The sequence below is a fragment of the Pseudomonas sp. ICMP22404 genome (assembly GCF_006227205.1).
GTDB lineage: Bacteria > Pseudomonadota > Gammaproteobacteria > Pseudomonadales > Pseudomonadaceae > Aquipseudomonas.
The window spans coordinates 243,991-257,910 of sequence record NZ_VCNG01000007.1; the positions used below are offsets into that span (position 1 = coordinate 243,991).

13 protein-coding genes are annotated in these 13,920 nt (G+C 60.9%); 10 read left to right on the forward strand and 3 right to left on the reverse strand.

Translation table 11 applies throughout. From position 1 onward, the window contains the following. Positions 1–43: 43 nt before the first annotated feature. From FGE05_RS14860 to FGE05_RS14870, 3 genes are all read right to left on the reverse strand, one after another. Entirely contained in the window at positions 44–1,357 is a 1,314-nt protein-coding gene (locus FGE05_RS14860) for an MFS transporter (protein WP_139646028.1), read from the reverse strand. A gap of 208 nt (positions 1,358–1,565) precedes the next feature. Continuing rightward, positions 1,566–2,807 (reverse strand): CNNM domain-containing protein, encoded by a 1,242-nt coding sequence (locus tag FGE05_RS14865; protein WP_139646030.1) that lies wholly within the window; start codon positions 2,805–2,807, stop codon positions 1,566–1,568. Between the two features lie 12 nt (positions 2,808–2,819). After that, a complete protein-coding gene (locus tag FGE05_RS14870) occupies positions 2,820–3,632 on the reverse strand; it encodes an inner membrane protein YpjD (protein ID WP_139646032.1) in 813 nt (270 codons plus the stop codon). 196 nt (positions 3,633–3,828) lie between these two features. Here FGE05_RS14870 and ffh point away from each other — a divergent pair, with 196 nt between their 5' ends. The 10 genes from ffh (at position 3,829) to FGE05_RS14925 (ending at position 13,895) form a co-directional block, all read left to right on the forward strand. Continuing rightward, positions 3,829–5,205, forward strand: coding sequence for a signal recognition particle protein (ffh, locus tag FGE05_RS14875; protein WP_024778942.1), 1,377 nt, complete (start codon positions 3,829–3,831; stop codon positions 5,203–5,205). 228 nt (positions 5,206–5,433) lie between these two features. After that, positions 5,434–5,685, forward strand: a complete 252-nt coding sequence (gene rpsP, locus FGE05_RS14880; RefSeq protein WP_007927680.1) for a 30S ribosomal protein S16 — start codon at positions 5,434–5,436, stop codon at positions 5,683–5,685. A 5-nt stretch (positions 5,686–5,690) separates the two neighbouring features. After that, complete coding sequence (gene rimM / locus FGE05_RS14885; protein ID WP_047702127.1) at positions 5,691–6,227, forward strand: ribosome maturation factor RimM; 537 nt, start codon at positions 5,691–5,693, stop codon at positions 6,225–6,227. Then, a complete protein-coding gene (trmD, locus tag FGE05_RS14890) occupies positions 6,209–6,982 on the forward strand; it encodes a tRNA (guanosine(37)-N1)-methyltransferase TrmD (RefSeq protein ID WP_175385127.1) in 774 nt (257 codons plus the stop codon). Before rimM ends, trmD begins: the two co-directional genes overlap by 19 nt. Positions 6,983–7,026: 44 nt before the next feature. Next, positions 7,027–7,377: a 50S ribosomal protein L19 gene (rplS, locus tag FGE05_RS14895; protein ID WP_003175895.1), complete on the forward strand. Its 351-nt coding sequence runs from the start codon at positions 7,027–7,029 to the stop codon at positions 7,375–7,377. A gap of 131 nt (positions 7,378–7,508) precedes the next feature. Continuing rightward, entirely contained in the window at positions 7,509–8,405 is an 897-nt protein-coding gene (gene xerD / locus FGE05_RS14900; protein ID WP_139646036.1) for a site-specific tyrosine recombinase XerD, read from the forward strand. Between the two features lie 315 nt (positions 8,406–8,720). Continuing rightward, complete coding sequence (dsbC, locus tag FGE05_RS14910; protein WP_139646040.1) at positions 8,721–9,452, forward strand: bifunctional protein-disulfide isomerase/oxidoreductase DsbC; 732 nt, start codon at positions 8,721–8,723, stop codon at positions 9,450–9,452. 132 nt (positions 9,453–9,584) lie between these two features. Further along, on the forward strand, positions 9,585–10,889 hold the full coding sequence (locus FGE05_RS14915; protein WP_041024826.1) for a homoserine dehydrogenase: 1,305 nt from the start codon (positions 9,585–9,587) through the stop codon (positions 10,887–10,889). A 104-nt stretch (positions 10,890–10,993) separates the two neighbouring features. Further along, positions 10,994–12,403 (forward strand): threonine synthase, encoded by a 1,410-nt coding sequence (thrC, locus tag FGE05_RS14920; protein WP_041024825.1) that lies wholly within the window; start codon positions 10,994–10,996, stop codon positions 12,401–12,403. A gap of 121 nt (positions 12,404–12,524) precedes the next feature. Next, positions 12,525–13,895 carry a transporter substrate-binding domain-containing protein gene (locus FGE05_RS14925; RefSeq protein WP_139646042.1) on the forward strand — a complete coding sequence of 457 codons (1,371 nt, stop codon included), beginning with the start codon at positions 12,525–12,527 and terminating at the stop codon, positions 13,893–13,895. The last annotated feature ends 25 nt before the right edge of the window (positions 13,896–13,920 follow it).

Sequence of the window (13,920 nt, forward strand, 5' to 3'; positions counted from 1 at the left end):
GGCGCAAGCTCCCCCGCCACAGTGGATCGTATGTCCGTTGGCTTCAGGCAACCCGATTCAAATCGTTATGGCGGGTTTCCTTCAAGCACAGCACCGCGATCACGCTGAGTACAGCGGCAGCCGATACGTAGCCGCCGACATAGCTCAAGCCGCCCATGGCCACCAGTTTCTGGGCAAAGAACGGGGCGGCGGAGGCGCCGACGATACCGCCCAGGTTATAGGCCGCCGAGGCGCCGGTGTAACGCACGTGGGTCGGAAACAACTCCGGCAGCAAGGCACCCATGGGGGCGAAGGTCACGCCCATCAGGAACAGCTCGATGCACAGGAACAGTGCCACGCCCGCAGTCGACCCCTGGGTCAGCAACGGCTCCATGAGAAAGCCCGAGGCAATCGCCAGCAGACCACCGGTGACCAGCACCGGCTTGCGCCCGAAGCGGTCGCTGGCCCAGGCGGACAACGGTGTGGCGGCGGCCATGAACAGCACGGCAAAACACAGCAGGGCAAGGAAGGTTTCGCGGCTGTAGCCGAGGGTGGCGACGCCGTAGCTCAGGGAGAACACCGTGGAGATGTAGAACAGCGCATAACACACCACCATCGCCGCTGCGCCCAGCAATGTCGGCGCCCAATACTGGCTGAACAGCTCGACCAGCGGCACTTTCACCCGTTCCTGACGGGCCACGGCGTTGGCGAAGACCGGGGTTTCATGGAGCTTGAGCCGCACATAGAGGCCGACGATCACCAGCACGGCGCTGAGCAGGAACGGAATTCGCCAGCCCCACGAGCGGAACTGCTCGTCATCCAGGGTCATCGCCAGGCTCAGGAACAGCCCGTTGGCCGCCAGGAAGCCAATGGATGGGCCTAGTTGGGGAAACATGCCGAACCAGGCGCGCTTGCCCTTGGGGGCGTTCTCGGTGGCGAGCAGCGCGGCGCCACCCCATTCACCTCCCAGTCCCAATCCCTGGCCGAAGCGCAGCAGGCACAACAGGAACGGTGCCCAGGCGCCAATGCTGGCATAGCCTGGCAGCACGCCGATGAGGGTGGTGCACACGCCCATCAGCAGCAGCGACGCCACCAGCGTGGACTTGCGGCCGATCCGGTCGCCAAAGTGGCCGAACAGCGCTGAACCCAGCGGGCGGGCGAGAAAGGCGATGCCGAACGTCAGGAACGACGACAGCATCTGTGCCGTGCCTGACGTCTGTGGGAAGAACACCGGTCCGATTACCAGGGCCGCAGCCGTGGCGTAGACGTAAAAGTCATAGAACTCGATGGCGGTGCCGATGAAACTCGCGGTCGCCACGCGGGTGGTGGAGTTCGTCGGCTGGGCAGGCACGGCGTCGTTGCAGGTCGTGGTGGTCATGCAGTTATCCCTGACAGTCATGTGCTCCGTTGGAGCGAATTATTATGGTTGAAGACGACTATTTTGCTGCTCCGTGCTGGTGCAAGGGCACTATGGGATCGAACTGTGGGAGCAAGGCTTGCCCGCGATGAACGATAACGCGGTTCTAACTGTTGCACTGCGGTGGGGCCTTCGCGGGCAAGCCTTGCTCCCACAGGTGTTGCGTACGCTAGGTAGCTGTCGGCACCGAACTGTTATGCCACACCAGCACCTGGCTGACGCGGTTGTCCACGGTTTCGATGATTTCCAGGCGATAACGGCCGATTTTCAGGCAGACCGGGCTTTCGGGAATGGTTTCCAGCGCTTCGGTCACCAGCCCGTTAAGGGTCTTGGGTCCGTCGCAGGGCAGGTGCCAGCCCAGGGTCTTGTTCAGTTCGCGAATCGACGCCGCGCCATCGATCATCAGGCGCCCGTCCGGCTGTGGATGCACGTGAGGGTTGTCGAGGCTGTGCTCGCTTTCGAACTCGCCGACGATTTCTTCGAGGATGTCTTCCAGGGTAACGATACCCAGCACTTCGCCGTATTCGTCCACCACCATGCCCAGGCGCCGCTGCTGCTTGTGGAAATTCAGCAGTTGCAGTTGTAGCGGCGTGCTTTCAGGCACGAAGTAAGGTTCGTGGCAGGCGGCCAGCAGCGCTTCCTGGGTCAGGCTTGCGTCCGCCAGCAGATGGCGGATCTGGCGGGTATTGAGCACCGCCTCGACCTGGTTGATGTCGCTGTGGAACACTGGCAGGCGGGTTCGGCGATTCAGGAGCAACTGCTCGATGATCTCCCCGATGGGGTCGTCGAGGTTGATGCCGTCGACTTCGCTGCGGGGAACCAGGATGTCGTTGACGGTGATGTTGTCGAGGGCATGGATGCCGGAGATCGGATGCGCACGCCCGGTGTTCTGCTCATGTTCATGCTCGACGCGTGCCGGTGCGGGCATTTCGTCGTCGCTTTGCTGAACTGCACTGGTCTTGCGTGCAAAGGGTCGCAGCAGCAACTCACTCAGGTTGTTCAACAGCCAGGCCAAGGGGTAAATCAGCTTCAATGGTACGCCAAGCAGAGTGTTGCCCAGCGCCAGTATCGCGTCCGGGTAACGGGTGGCCAGGGTGCGTGGCAGGTAGTCGGCGAACACCAGGAGCGCCGCGCTGATGGCGAGCCAGGCGATCCAGGGGCCGTTTTCCAGCCAGGTGAAGATCGCCAGCAAGGTGCCGATCACCAGTGCCAGGGCGCGACACAGCGTATTGCACAGAATCAGGCTGGTCAGGGGGAAGTCCAGCTTCGCCAGCGGCTTGTCGCCGGCGCGCGAAGCCTTGCGCTGGGCCAGCAGGTGGTGCCGGGCGGCTTCGATGGCGGTAAACAAGGCCGCCCAGAGGATCAGCACGACCAGTACAGCGAGCAGCGGCCCCGCGGGCAACCTATCCATCAGCGCCGTCCGTCAGATATGCAGGATGTATTCACGGACCAGTTTGCTGCCGAAGTAGGCCAGCATCAGCAGGCAGAAACCGGCCAGGGTCCAGCGAATGGCTTTATGGCCGCGCCAGCCGAGACGGTTGCGGCCCCACAGCAGCACGCTGAACACCACCCATGCCAGACAGGCCAGCAGGGTCTTGTGCACCAGGTGCTGGGCGAACAGGTTCTCGACGAACAGCCAGCCGGAGATCAGCGACATCGACAGCAGGGCCCAGCCGGCCCAGAGGAAACCGAACAGCAGGCTCTCCATGGTCTGCAGCGGCGGGAAGTTGCGGATCAGTCCGGACGGGTGCTTGTTCTTGAGCTGATGGTCCTGCACCAGCAGCAGCAAGGCCTGGAATACTGCGATGGTGAACAGGCCATAGGCGAGGACCGACAACAGGATGTGGGCGAGGATACCCGGCTCTTCGTCGATAACCTGCACCGTGCCCGACGGCGCGAACTGCGCCAGGAGCACCGTTGCCAGCCCCAGCGGGAAGAGCAGCACCAGCAGGTTTTCCACCGGGATGCGCGAGCAGGCCAGCAGCGTCAGGGCGATCACCGCGACGGCGATCAGGCTGGCGGCGTTGAAAAAATCCAGGCCCAGGCCAATCGGTGTCATCAGGTGGGTATAAAGGCTGGCCGCGTGGCCAAGCACCGCCAGCACGCCGAGCGTGACCAGCAGGCGTTTGTTCGCCTTGGCACCGGTGGCCAGGCGGGTGCCTTGATAGAGGGTCGCAGCGGCATAAAGGCAAGCGGCGGCGAGGGAGGCAAGCAAGCTGGGTGACAAGGGGAGCATAAATCCTGTTAGGCAAGCCCGAAAGGCGCTGAGTTTGGCATAGAACCCATCCTGCACGAAAGACCGCCGCGAGGTGTACGCGGCACGCTTCTTCGCTATAATCCGCGACCTGCCCACGCCGCAGGCTCGCCGAGCACATTTTTCACGGTCTGGGCCGCCATTATCCCGGCCTCATACGGGCCTGAAAGGATCGCGCATGTTTGAAAACCTAACCGACCGTCTCTCGCAGACGCTGCGCCATGTCACCGGCAAGGCGAAGCTGACCGAGGACAACATCAAAGACACCCTGCGCGAAGTGCGCATGGCGTTGCTCGAAGCCGACGTCGCCCTGCCGGTGGTCAAGGACTTCGTCAATTCGGTCAAGGAACGCGCCGTCGGCACCGAAGTGTCGCGCAGCCTGACGCCGGGCCAGGCGTTCGTGAAGATCGTCCAGGCCGAACTCGAAAGCCTGATGGGCGCCGCCAACGAAGACCTGAACCTGAGCGCCGTGCCGCCCGCGGTGGTGCTGATGGCCGGTCTGCAGGGCGCGGGCAAGACCACCACCGCCGGCAAGCTGGCGCGCCTGCTCAAGGAGCGCAAGAAGAAGTCGGTGATGGTGGTGTCCGCGGACGTCTACCGTCCGGCGGCGATCAAGCAGCTGGAAACCCTGGCCAACGACATCGGCGTGACGTTCTTCCCGTCCGACCTGAGCCAGAAGCCGGTGGACATCGCCCAGGCGGCCATCAAGGAAGCGAAGCTCAAGTTCATCGACGTGGTCATCGTCGACACCGCCGGTCGCCTGCACATCGATGAAGAGATGATGGGCGAGATCAAGGCGCTGCATGCCGCGGTCAACCCGGTGGAAACCCTGTTCGTGGTCGATGCCATGACCGGCCAGGACGCGGCCAACACCGCCAAGGCCTTTGGCGATGCGCTGCCACTGACCGGCGTGATCCTGACCAAGGTCGACGGTGACGCCCGTGGCGGTGCCGCGCTGTCGGTACGGGCCATCACCGGCAAGCCGATCAAGTTCATCGGTATGGGCGAGAAGAGCGAAGCGCTCGAGCCGTTCCACCCTGAGCGCATCGCATCGCGCATCCTGGGCATGGGCGACGTGCTCAGCCTGATCGAGCAGGCCGAGCAGACCCTCGACAAGGAAAAAGCCGACAAGCTTGCGAAGAAATTAAAGAAGGGCAAGGGCTTCGACCTCGAAGACTTCCGCGACCAGTTGCAACAAATGAAGAACATGGGCGGCCTCGGCGGGCTCATGGACAAGCTGCCGAACATCGGCGGCGTGAACCTGGCGCAGATGGGCAACGCCCAGGGCGCGGCTGAAAAGCAGTTCAAGCAGATGGAAGCCATCATCAACTCCATGACCCCGGCCGAGCGCCGCGACCCTGACCTGATCAGCGGTTCGCGCAAGCGCCGTATCGCCATGGGTTCCGGCACCCAGGTGCAGGACATCGGTCGCTTGATCAAGCAGCACAAGCAGATGCAGAAGATGATGAAGAAGTTCTCCACCAAGGGTGGGATGGCCAAGATGATGCGCGGCATGGGCGGTATGTTGCCCGGCGGCGGCATGCCCAAGATGTAAGAATCCAGGCACCGGCAGTCATGCCGGTGCAACCCACGGGGACGTGGGATCCCCAGCCAACCCGTCATTCGCGGGCGCTGATCGTCGCAGATCTGAATGGCAGCCCGGCACTCGCCGGAAAAAGTCATTTGCAAAAGTCTGGATATTCCTTAGAATATGCGGCCTTTCGGGCACCCATGCCCGCTGTGCATTTAGATTTGCAGCACCGACTACAGGAACGATGTTCACATGCTAACAATCCGTCTTGCCCTTGGCGGCTCCAAAAAGCGCCCGTTTTACCACCTGACCGTAACCGACAGCCGCAACCCGCGTGACGGTTCCCACAAAGAGCAGGTTGGTTTCTTCAACCCTATCGCCCGTGGTCAGGAAGTTCGTCTGTCCGTGAACCAAGAGCGCGTTGCCTACTGGCTGAGCGTTGGTGCACAACCTTCTGAGCGCGTTGCTCAGTTGTTGAAGGAATCGGCTAAGGCTGCGGCCTGAGCAATATGAACGCGACGCCAAAAGATGCTGATGATCTGATCGTTGTCGGCAAAATCTATTCTGTACATGGCGTTCGCGGCGAAGTGAAGGTGTATTCCTTTACTGATCCGATCAAGAACCTGTTGGACTACAAAGCCTGGACGCTCAAGCGCGAAGGCAGCGTGAAACAGGTTGAGCTGGTCAGCGGACGCGGGAACGACAAGTTCCTGGTCGCAAAGCTCAAGGGTCTCGATGATCGTGAAGAAGCGCGTCTTCTGGCCGGTTATGAGATCTGCGTGCCGCGCAACCTGTTCCCTGAACTGACCGACGGCGAGTACTACTGGTACCAGCTGGTGGGTCTGAAGGTCATCGACCACCTTGGGCAATTGCTCGGGAAAATCGATCACCTGCTCGAGACCGGTTCGAACGATGTCATGGTGGTAAAGCCTTGCGTCGGCAGCCTGGATGATCGCGAACGCTTGTTGCCCTATACGGAGCAGTGCGTGTTGGCCGTTGACCTGGAGGCAGGCGAGATGAAGGTGGAATGGGATGCGGATTTCTGAACGTGGCCAATTTGCGCGTTGAAGTCATCACATTGTTTCCCGAGATGTTTTCCGCCATCAGCGAGTACGGCATAACCAGCCGCGCGGTGAAACAGGGGTTGTTGCAACTGACCTGTTGGAATCCGCGGGACTACACCACGGATCGGCATCACACTGTGGACGATCGCCCGTTTGGCGGTGGTCCGGGCATGGTGATGAAGATCAAGCCCCTGGAAGATGCGCTGGTTCAGGCCAGGGCGGCAGCCGGGGAGGGTGCGAAGGTGATCTACCTGTCGCCCCAAGGCCGCCAGCTGACTCAGTCGGCGGTACGCGAACTGGCGAATTCGGATGCATTGATCCTGATTGCCGGTCGTTATGAAGGCATTGACGAGCGTTTCATTGAAGCTCATGTCGATGAAGAGTGGTCGGTTGGCGACTATGTACTGTCTGGCGGCGAGCTGCCGGCGATGGTCCTGATCGACGCGGTTACACGACTGCTGCCTGGAGCTTTAGGGCATGCGGATTCCGCTGAGGAAGATTCCTTTACGGATGGTCTGCTGGATTGCCCGCACTACACCCGACCGGAGGTGTATGCGGATCAGCGTGTTCCCGACGTGTTGCTAAGTGGCAACCACGCGCACATCCGGCGTTGGCGTTTACAGCAGTCCCTTGGTCGGACCTGGGAACGACGCGCCGATCTTCTGGAAAGCCGCTCGCTTTCTGGAGAAGAGAAGAAGCTGCTCGAGGAATACATCCGCGAGCGGGACGATAGTTAACAACGTATCGATGGTAAGTCCGAGACTTGCCTTAGGAGCACAGCATGACTAACAAAATCATCCTTGCACTCGAAGCAGAGCAGATGACCAAAGAAATCCCTACCTTTGCCCCGGGCGACACCATTGTCGTTCAGGTGAAAGTGAAGGAAGGTGACCGTTCCCGTCTGCAAGCGTTCGAAGGCGTCGTTATCGCCAAGCGTAACCGTGGCGTGAACAGTGCTTTCACCGTTCGTAAAATCTCCAACGGTGTTGGCGTAGAGCGTACTTTCCAGACCTACAGCCCGCAAATCGACAGCATGGCTGTGAAGCGTCGCGGTGACGTGCGTAAAGCCAAGCTGTACTACCTGCGTGACCTGTCCGGTAAAGCAGCTCGCATCAAGGAAAAACTGGCCTGAGTCCAGCTTCCGATGCAAAAAAAGCAGCCTGAGGGCTGCTTTTTTGTTGCCTGCGATTTGCTCTTTGAGCACCCTGCGTACTTTCTTTATCGTATGGATGCAGCGTGCATGCGCATCCGCCAAGAGTGTTTATGCCAGCCATCGATCATCCGCTGATAGACCAGTTTCTCGACGCCCTGTGGCTGGAGAAGGGGCTTTCCGACAATACCCGTGACGCTTATCGCAGCGACCTGGCGCTGTTCAACGGTTGGTTGCAGGAGAAGAACCTGGAACTGGCCAATGCCGGACGGGAGCTGATCCTCGATCACCTGGCGTGGCGCCTGGAGCAGAACTACAAACCGCGCTCAACCGCACGATTTCTCTCCGGGGTGCGTGGGTTCTATCGTTATTTACTGCGGGAAAAACTGATCGCGGTGGATCCGACCTTGCGGGTGGAGATGCCCCAGTTGGGGCGCCCGCTGCCCAAATCCCTGTCCGAAGCCGATGTGGAGGCGCTGTTGGCGGCGCCGGACCTCAGCGAAGCCATCGGCCAGCGTGACCGGGCCATGCTGGAGGTCCTGTACGCCTGCGGCTTGCGCGTCACCGAGTTGATCAGCCTGACGCTGGAGCAGGTCAACCTGCGCCAGGGGGTCTTGCGGGTGATGGGCAAGGGCAGCAAGGAACGTCTGGTGCCGATGGGCGAGGAGGCAATCGTCTGGGTCGAGCGCTACCTGCGTGACGGTCGCCATGAACTGCTGGGTGGGCGCCCCAGCGACGTATTGTTCCCGAGCCGTAACGGCGATCAGATGACTCGCCAGACGTTCTGGCACCGCATCAAGCACCAGGCCAAGGTCGCCGGGATCGGCAAATCCCTATCGCCCCACACCTTGCGCCACGCCTTTGCCACGCACCTGCTCAACCACGGCGCCGACCTGCGGGTGGTGCAGATGCTGCTGGGTCACAGCGACCTGTCCACCACCCAGATCTACACCCATGTCGCCCGGGCGCGGTTGCAGGAACTGCACGCCAGGCATCATCCGCGGGGTTGAGGGGGAGATGCACCGCCCCACAGCGTTATGGGGTTTTCACCGCCTCGATGGTCCGCCGAGATCCGCTGTGGGAGCAAGGCTTGCCCGCGATGGCCACACCGCAGTGCATCGGATGAACAGCGTTATCGTTCATCGCGGGCAAGCCTTGCTCCCACAAGCCCGCTCCCACAAAAATGCACTGCCAATGCCTTGCATCAACGGCATTCGGCCCCGCCGGCCTTATGTGGTAGGCTTGGCCGGTTTGCACAGTGGGCGGCCGGAACCGGATCTGCGGGTTGGCGTTCTCCGTCCCATTTGTTCGCCTCAGGAGTTCCCATGCGTTTGATCCAGATGTTCACCGCCGCTGCCATTGCGTTGGCCAGCACCTTTGCCATCGCCGACGACGCGGCGGACAAGGCTATTCGCAAGAGCCTGGAAAACCTTCAGCTCGAAGTACCGATCGAAGCCATCTCCGCCAGCCCGATGGCCGGCCTGTATGAAGTCAAGCTCAAGGGCAGCCGCGTGCTCTATGCCAGCGCCGACGGTCAGTACATCGTCCAGGGCAACCTGTTCGAGCTCAAGGACGGCAAGCCGGTCAACCTCACCGAGCTGACCGAGCGCCAGGGCGTTTCCAAGCTGATCAATGGTATTCCCGTTGCCGAGACCGTGGTCTACCCGGCGGTGGGCGAGACCAAGTCCCACATCACGGTGTTCACCGACACCACGTGTCCGTACTGCCACAAGCTGCACGCCGAAGTGCCGGAGCTGAACAAGCGCGGCATCGAAGTGCGCTACGTCGCGTTCCCGCGCCAGGGCCTGGGCTCGCCGGGCGATGAGCAATTGCAGGCCGTGTGGTGCTCCAAGGACAAGAAAGCGGCCATGGACAAGATGGTCGATGGCAAGGAAATCAAGGCCGCCAAGTGCGATAACCCGGTTTCCAAGCAGTTTGCCCTGGGTCAGTCAATAGGCGTGAACGGTACGCCGGCAATTGTTTTGGCGGATGGTCAGGTAATTCCGGGCTACCAGCCGGCGCCGCAAGTCGCCAAACTGGCCCTCGGCGCGAAATAATCATGGGCCATGTGCTGATGAAGAGCATGGCTCGACGAAAACCTTCGTCGGGCCGTTAAACGCAGAGCCGCGTTGCTGCGCGGCTGTATTTCACGGCCGACCTTGTGTCGGCCGTTTCATGGGGAGTCAAGAGTGAATCCGGTCAAAGTAGGCATCTGTGGGTTAGGTACCGTCGGTGGCGGCACCTTCAACGTACTTCAGCGTAACGCCGAGGAGATTGCCCGCCGTGCCGGGCGTGGAATCGAAGTGGCACAAATTGCCATGCGTACGCCAAAGCCTCAGTTCCAGACGACCGGTATTTCGATTACCAACGATGTATTCGCCGTGGCGGCCAACCCTGAGGTCGATATCGTCATCGAGCTGATGGGCGGCTACACCGTGGCCCGTGAGCTGGTGCTCAAGGCCATCGAGAACGGCAAGCACGTGGTCACCGCCAACAAGGCACTGATCGCCGTGCACGGTAACGAAATTTTCGCCAAGGCCCGTGAAAAGGGCGTGATCGTGGCGTTCGAAGCCGCCGTGGCCGGTGGCATCCCGGTGATCAAGGCCATCCGTGAAGGCCTGTCGGCCAACCGCATCAACTGGGTCGCCGGTATCATCAACGGCACCGGTAACTTCATCCTCACCGAAATGCGCGAGAAGGGCCGGACCTTCGAGGACGTGCTCACCGAAGCCCAGGCCCTGGGTTACGCCGAGGCCGACCCGACGTTCGACGTGGAAGGCATCGATGCGGCGCACAAGCTGACGATCCTGGCGTCCATCGCCTTTGGTATCCCGCTGCAGTTCGACAAGGCCTACACCGAAGGCATCACCCAACTGACCACCGCTGACGTGAACTACGCCGAAGCCCTGGGCTACCGCATCAAGCACCTGGGGGTTGCCCGCAGCACCGCCAGTGGTATCGAGCTGCGTGTGCATCCGACCCTGATCCCGGCCGATCGCCTGATCGCCAACGTCAACGGTGTGATGAACGCCGTGATGGTCAACGGTGACGCCTCTGGCTCGACCCTGTTCTACGGCGCTGGCGCCGGCATGGAACCGACCGCCTCGTCGGTCGTGGCCGACCTGGTGGACGTGGTGCGTGCCATGACTTCCGACCCGGAAAACCGTGTGCCGCACCTGGCGTTCCAGCCGGACTCGCTGTCGGCTCATCCGATTCTTCCGATCGAAGCGTGCGAAAGTGCCTACTACTTGCGCATCCAGGCCAAGGACCACCCAGGTGTACTGGCCCAGGTGGCAAGCATCCTGTCGGAGCGCGGCATCAACATCGAGTCGATCATGCAGAAGGAAGTCGAGGAACACGACGGCCTGGTGCCGATGATTCTGCTGACCCACCGCGTGGTCGAGCAGCGTATCAACGACGCGATTGCAGCGCTGGAAGCGCTCCAGGACGTGGTAGGCCCTGTGGTCCGTATCCGCGTCGAACATCTGAATTAATTCAGCTGCAAGCGGCAAGCCACAAGCTACGGGTTGAAAGCGGATCGGCTTTCACTCGTAGCTTGTAGCTTGAAGCTCGAAGCTCAAACCGAAGGTTTGCCCTTATGCGCTATATCAGCACCCGCGGCCAGGCACCGGCCCTGAATTTCGAAGATGTCCTGCTGGCCGGCCTGGCCACGGACGGCGGCCTCTATGTGCCGGAAAACCTGCCGCGTTTCACCCAGGAAGAAATTGCCTCCTGGGCCGGCCTGCCGTATCACGAGCTGGCCTTCCGGGTCATGCGTCCGTTCGTCACCGGCAGCATCCCGGACGCCGACTTCAAAAAGATCCTGGAAGAGACCTATGGCGTCTTTTCCCACAACGCCATTGCCCCGCTGCGTCAGCTCAACGGTAACGAATGGGTGATGGAGCTGTTCCACGGCCCGACCCTGGCATTCAAGGACTTCGCCCTGCAATTGCTCGGTCGTCTGCTGGACTACGTGCTGCAAAAGCGTGGCGAGCGCGTGGTCATTGTCGGTGCAACCTCTGGCGACACCGGTTCGGCCGCCATCGAAGGCTGCAAGCACTGTGAGAACGTCGACATCTTCATCCTGCATCCGCACAACCGTGTCTCGGAAGTGCAGCGCCGGCAAATGACGACGATCTTCGGTGATAACATCCACAACATCGCCATCGAAGGCAACTTCGATGACTGCCAGGAAATGGTCAAGGCCAGTTTCGCCGACCAGGGCTTCCTCAAGGGCACGCGGCTGGTGGCAGTGAACTCGATCAACTGGGCGCGGATCATGGCCCAGATCGTCTATTACTTCCACGCAGCCCTGCAATTGGGCGGTCCGGCCCGTTCGGTGTCGTTCTCGGTGCCCACCGGCAACTTCGGTGACATCTTTGCCGGCTACCTGGCGCGCAACATGGGCCTGCCGATCAATCAACTGATCGTCGCCACCAACCGCAACGACATCCTGCACCGCTTCATGAGTGGCAACCAGTACGTCAAGGAAACCCTCCACGCCACACTGTCGCCTTCCATGGACATCATGGTGTCGTCGAACTTCGAGCGCCTGTTGTTCGACCTGCATGGTCGCAACGGCGCGGCGATTGCCGGCCTGATGGACAGTTTCCGCCAGGGTGGTGGTTTCAGCGTCGAGGCCGAGCGCTGGACCGAAGCCCGCAAGCTGTTCGACTCTCTGGCGGTGGATGACGCGCAAACCTGCGAAACCATTGCCGAGGTGTTCGGACAGAGCGGCGAGTTGCTCGACCCGCACACCGCCATCGGCGTGAGGGCTGCACGTGAGTGCCGTCGCAGCCTGGACATCCCCATGGTGATTCTGGGGACCGCTCACCCGGTCAAGTTCCCGGAAGCGGTGGAGAAAGCTGGTGTAGGAAAAGCGCTTGAACTACCTGCACATCTTTCGGATTTGTTTGAGAGAGAAGAGCGCTGCACAGTGCTGCCTAATGACCTGAAAGCCGTACAGGCCTTTGTCAGTCAGCATGGCAACCGCGGCAAGCCCCTCTGATCGCTGAAACCTGTCACATTTTGAAGCCCGTCTCCTGACGGGCTTTCTTGTTTCTGCATGCCAAAATGATCGGGTTTTCGCCCCTTGGAGGGACGGGCGAGTCATCTCGAAGGAAATGCAGATGTTGTTTTTTATCAAATGCAAACCAGCGCTGAGCTGGATGACAGGGCTGGCCTTGATGTGCTGGATGCAATGGGGCGGGGCGGCACAACTGGCAGCCTTTGAAGCGCCACCGTTCCAATCCGGCGAGCGGCTGGTACTGGACGCTCAGGAGTTGCAGTGGATCCAGGAGCACCCCAGGGTCGTCGTGGCCTCGATGCAGTTTCCGTTGTACCTGTTCAAGAATGAACGTGGGCAGTGGAACGGGCTGAACAACGATATTCTCCTGCGCATTGCACGCATGACGGGCCTCGAGTTCGTGCACCGGGAGTCGTTCTCCCCCGACCAATTGCTGGCGATGCTGGAGCGGGGCGAGGCCGACATGACGACCACCATGGCGATGAACGACGAACGCCGGGATTTCCTCAACTTCAGTCACGCATTTGGCGGTTCCGGCTGGGTATTCGTCGGTCGCGACGGGGAGCCGGCGCTCCATTCGCTGGAACAGCTGAAGGGGAAGGTCCTGGCGCTGCCTGCACGGCATGCGCTGGAGACGGAGATCCGCCGTGATCACCCCACCGTCGAGCTGCGCACGGTCAAGACCTACGCGGAGGCGAGGGCGCTGGTGGAAAGTGGGGAAGCCCATGCCACCATCGAAAACGAAACCGGAGTGCATCTCTATCCGGCGGGACAGTTGAAGGTAGGAAAAAATCTTGATGGCAAGTGGGAACCGGACTATCTGGCTGTACGTCAGGATCTACTGCCGCTGCTGAGTATCCTGAACAAGGCACTGGAAGCGTTTCCGGCCGAGGAAATGCGTGCCCTGCGTTCCAAGTGGATGGCGGGTGTCGTTCCCAGCAAGGCGCCCTCGCTTTGGCTGCGAGTGTCCCAATGGGGTTATTGGTGTGTCGTCGTGCTCGGGGTATCCGGTCTTCTGTCGCTGCTGTGGAGCCGACGCCTGCAGATACAGATCGATCAACGCCACAAGGCCGAAGCGGTCCTCAACGACCAGTTGATGCTCCAGAAAGCCTTGATGGACGCCATTCCCGATCCGATTTTCATCCGAGATCTGGAAGGGCGTCTGCTCATGTGCAACAAGAGCTACGAAGAGCAGTTCGCGACCCGCTTCGAAAAGATGCGCGGCACACGCTTGACCGACTCTCCCACTTTTCCGGCGACCACGGCCGAGTTGCTGCATGGGGAGATGATGGAGCAGTTGCGAACAGGGCAGTCCCGCTTCAGCGACCGCCAGGTGATGTTCAACAGTGGATTACGGGATATCTACCATTGGTCGGTGCCGTTCTACGGTGCCGATGGACAGTTGCGAGGTCTCTTGGGGGGCTGGAGCGACGCGGGGCGGCGTTGGCGGCGCTCGCAAAGGCTCCTGGCCTGATGCAGGCGCATGACAAACGCGGCTG